This window comes from Kitasatospora sp. NEAU-69, from assembly GCF_057158765.1.
On sequence record NZ_JBWXUE010000006.1, the window covers coordinates 62,084 to 66,534 of the forward strand.

The 4,451-nt window shown below is 74.6% G+C and carries 3 protein-coding genes; all 3 read left to right on the plus strand.

Annotated features, from left to right (window positions below; all coding sequences use genetic code 11):
* The first annotated feature begins 69 nt into the window (after positions 1-69).
* The 3 genes from AC060L_RS09090 (at position 70) to argS (ending at position 4,373) form a co-directional block, all read left to right on the plus strand.
* Positions 70-936, plus strand: coding sequence for a CAP domain-containing protein (locus AC060L_RS09090; RefSeq protein WP_483798079.1), 867 nt, complete (start codon positions 70-72; stop codon positions 934-936).
* Between the two features lie 106 nt (positions 937-1,042).
* Positions 1,043-2,449 (plus strand): NAD(P)/FAD-dependent oxidoreductase, encoded by a 1,407-nt coding sequence (locus tag AC060L_RS09095; RefSeq protein WP_483798080.1) that lies wholly within the window; start codon positions 1,043-1,045, stop codon positions 2,447-2,449.
* 124 nt (positions 2,450-2,573) lie between these two features.
* Positions 2,574-4,373 (plus strand): arginine--tRNA ligase, encoded by a 1,800-nt coding sequence (gene argS / locus AC060L_RS09100; protein ID WP_483798081.1) that lies wholly within the window; start codon positions 2,574-2,576, stop codon positions 4,371-4,373.
* Positions 4,374-4,451 lie beyond the last annotated feature (78 nt).

Below are 4,451 nucleotides of genomic sequence, written 5' to 3' on the forward strand. Positions count from 1 at the left end.
TCGACGTGCGCCCCACGATGCCCATCCGGGGGATGCCCCCGGGCCCGCAGCGGCGGCCGGCGGCGCACGGTGATCGCGCTCGGCGTGCTGGCGGCCGTGGTCGCGGGTGGCCTGGCCTGGGACGGGCTGCGCCCCACCACCGCCCGGACCGCCGACGCGGCCGCGCTGGTCGGCACGGTGGGCCCGGTCGGCCAGGCGATCCCCGGCGCGGGGCAGCCGGTGCTGATCGACGCGGTCTCCGGCACCGCGCCGTCGAGCGCACCTGCCTCGGCCTCCGCATCGGCCTCCGCCTCACCCGGCGCTTCCGCCTCGGCCTCCCCCAGCGGGTCGGCCAGTCCGACGGCCTCCGGCCACCCGGCCACGCCGTCCCCGGCGCCCTCGCACACCGCCGCCGCACCGACGGCCGCGCCGACGACCGCCGCGGCGGCCGCCCCGACGACCGCCGCGCCGCTACCGGCCCCGGTGCCGTCCAACCCGCCTGCCCAGCCGTCCGGTTCGCCGACCGCCGCGGCAACCCCCGGCACCCGGTCGGGCGGTGACCCGGGGAGCATCGCCGACTACGCCCAGCAGGTGCTGAGCCTGGTCAACGTCCAGCGCTCGCAGAACGGTTGCGGCCCGCTGACGGCCAACTCCCAGCTGCAGAGCGCCGCCCAGGGGATGTCCGACGACATGGCCGCCCGCAACTTCTTCGACCACACCAACCCGGACGGCGCCGGCCCGCAGCAGCGGATCGAGGCCGCCGGCTACAAGTGGAGCAGCTGGGGCGAGAACATCGCCCGCGGCCAGGCCGACCCGGCCTCCGTGATGGACAGCTGGATGAACAGCCCGGGTCACCGGGCGAACATCCTCAACTGCGACTTCAAGGAGATCGGCGTCGGCATCCACCTCGGCCCCGGCGGCCCCTGGTGGACCCAGGACTTCGGCTCCCCGGCCTGACGACAGGCCCCAGGGCTTGACCCACCCTCGACCGCGCCCGTAGGCCGTGCACCAAAGGTGATCGCGCACCAGGCACGTCGAGGGGGGAACCAAGGGGGGAACCAAGGTGCACGCAGCAGTACTCGGTGGTGGGATCAGCGGCCTCGCCACCGCACTCTTCCTGGCCCGGCGGGGACACCTGGTCACCGTCCTGGAGCGGGAGTCCCGCCCGGTCGGGACCGAGCTGGACGCCGACTTCACCGGCCGGCGCCGCACCGGCGTCCCGCAGGCCGTCCAGCCGCACACGCTGCTCGCACCGGTCCGCGCGGTGCTGCGCGCCGAGGCGCCCGACGTGTACGAGACGATCCGGCGCCTCGGGGCGGGCGAGCGGCACGAGTTCGACTGGTTCGAGCAGCACCCGCCGTACGAGGCGGGGGACGAGCAGCTGGTGACGGTCCGGGCCCGGCGGATCATCGTCGAGGCCGCGCTGGCCGAAGCCGTCGCCCGGCAGCCCGAGGTGACGATACGTCAGTCCAGCGTGGTGACCGGACTGTTGCTGGACGGCACACACGCCAGGGGCCTGCACACCGCCGCCGGAACGGTCACCGCCGACCTCGTGGTGGACGCCGCCGGCCGCCGCTCGCCCGTCCCCGGCTGGCTCACCGCCGCCGGCTGCCGGCCGCCCGTGGTGGAGAGCCACCGCACCGGCATCGCGTACTTCTGCCGCTGGCACCGGCTGCGTCCGGGCACGCCGGACGGCCCGCGGCGGATGCCGCTGGGCAACCCGACACCGTTCGCCACCGGCGCCGTCTTCCCGTCCGACAACGGCTGGTTCGCCATCAACCTGACCGTCGGCACCGGCGACCCGACCCGCTCGGCGCTGCGCGATCCCGAGGTCTTCGAACGGGTCGCCCGGACCTTTCCGGCCTGCGAGAAGTGGCTGGCGCTGCCGCAGGACCCGGTCAGCGAGGTCTTCGCGATGGCCGGGCTGGACAACCGGTGGACCTCCCTGGTGGACCAGGACGGCCCGATCGTCACCGGCCTGCTCACGGTCGGCGACAGCATGGTGCACACCAATCCGACCATGGGCCAGGGCATCCCGTTCGGCATGCGCACCGCCCAGTGGGTGGCCGCACACGCCGACCGGCCGGCCGACGCGCAGCTCGCCACCGACTACCACGCCTGGGCCACCATGGTCCTGAAGCCCTGGTTCGACGCCCAGGTCACCGGCGACCGGGCCCACCAGGACCGCCTGGCGGCAGCCGGAGCGGCAGCAGAAGCCGGCGCCGCCGGACCCGCCCCCGCCGCCGCACCGCTCTCCGTCCAGGCCGCGTTGCCCTGGTGCGCGCAGCAGGACCCGGTCGTGATGCGTGCCCGCACCAAGGTGAGCCATCTGCTGGTGCCCGCCGAACAGGCCTACGGCGCACCCGAGATCCGGTCCCGGGTGACCCGATGGCTCGCCGACAACCCGGACTTCCGCCCGCCCCGACTCGGACCGACCCGCGCGCGGTGGGAGGAGCTGACGGCCCGGTAGGGGCTGACGGGGCCGGGGCCACCGGTCGAAATACCAGGTGACAGCGGCTGCGGCGGTCCCCCAGACTGTCCGGACTCCGGTACTCCCGGCCCCAGCGGATCCGCACAGAAACGGCCTTCCTGTCATGCCCGAGGTCCCCTCGCTCGCTGCCTCCGTGCACGCCCGCCTCCAGCAGGCGATCGGCGCCGCACTGCCCGACGCACCCGGCTGCGACCCGCAGCTGCGTCGCAGCGACCGAGCGGACTTCCAGGCGAACGGGCTGCTCGCCGCCGCCAAGGCGCTCGGGACGCCGCCGCGGCAGCTCGCCGAGCGGGTCACCGCCGAGCTGGCCGCCGATGGACTGACCGACGATGGGCTGCTGGCCGGCTGGGAGGTGTCCGGACCGGGGTTCGTCAATCTGACGGTCACCGACGCCGCGCTGCTCCGCCAGGCCGAGGCCCGGCTGGCCGACGGGCGGCTCGGCATCGCGCCGTGGGTCGACCCGGCGGCCGGGCCGACCGTGCTCGACTACAGCCAGCCGAACGTGGCGAAGGAGATGCACGCGGGCCACCTGCGGTCCACCGTGATCGGCGACGCGCTGGCCCGGATCCTCGGCTTCGGCGGCGACCACGTGGTGCGGCGCAACCATCTCGGCGACTGGGGAACCCAGTTCGGGATGCTGATCCAGTACCAGGACGAAGCCGGGCAGGCCGACACTGGGCAGGAGCAGACCGGGCAGGCCGGGACCGGGCCGACCGGGGCCACCGATGTCGCGAGCCTGAACGCGCTCTACAAGGCGGCCCGGGCCCGGTTCGAGGCCGATCCGGAGTTCGCCGACCGGTCGCGGCGGCGGATCGTCGCGCTCCAGTCCGGCGATCCGGCGACGCTGGCCGCCTGGCGGCTGATGGTGGCCGAGTCCAAGCGGTACTTCGAGCAGGTCTACGACCGGCTCGACGTGCTGCTGACCGACGAGGACGCGGTCGGCGAGAGCCACTACAACCCGATGCTCGCCGAGGTCTGCGCCGACCTGGAGGCCGCAGGCGTCGCCGTGCCCTCGAACGGCGCGCTCTGCGTCTTCTTCGAGGACGTCACCGGCCCGGACGGCGCGCCCGTCCCGCTGATCGTGCGCAAGCAGGACGGCGGCTACGGCTACGCCGCGACCGACCTCGCCGCGGTGCGCGACCGGGTCGGCGGCCTCGGCGCCCGGCGGCTGCTCTACGTGGTGGACCACCGGCAGGCACTGCACTTCCGGATGGTCTTCGAGACCGCGCGGCGGGCCGGCTGGCTGCCGGAGGGCGTCACCGCCGAGCACCTGCCGTTCGGCACCGTGATGGGCCCGGACGGCAGGCCGTTCAAGACCCGGTCCGGCGAGACCGTCCGGCTGGTCGATCTGCTGGACGCGGCGACCGCCAGCGCCGCCGCCGTGCTGACCGAGAAGAACCCTGACCTGGACCCCGGAGAACTCGCCGAACGGGCATCCCAGTTGGGCGTCGGCGCGGTGAAGTACGCGGACCTGTCGACCTCGCGGGCCCGGGACTACGTCTTCGACATCGACCGGATGGTCTCGCTGACCGGGGACACCGGCGTCTACCTGCAGTACGCACATGCCCGGATCCAGTCGATCCTGCGCCGGGCCGGCGCCGAGGCCGTCGGCCGGGCACATCCGCAGGTCGCGCTGATCCCGGCCGAGCGGGCGCTGGCGCTGCTGCTCGACGAGTTCGAGGCCGCGCTGCACGCGGCGGCGGCCGGCTGCGAGCCGCACCGGCTCTGCGGCTACCTGCACCAGCTCGCGGTCGCGTTCAGCGGCTTCTACGAGCACGCTCCGGTGCTCGGCGCACCCGACCAGGCGGTCCGGGAGAACCGGCTGCTGCTCTGCCGGCTCACGGCGCGGACGCTGGCCCTCGGGCTCTCGCTGCTCGGCCTGGCCGCGCCGCCGCAGCTCTGAGCAAGGTCGTTCGCTGCGGCTCGCACCCCCGCACCCAGTGTGAACCGCAACGGCGTTAGTGTCCGGCCTCCGTGGCTT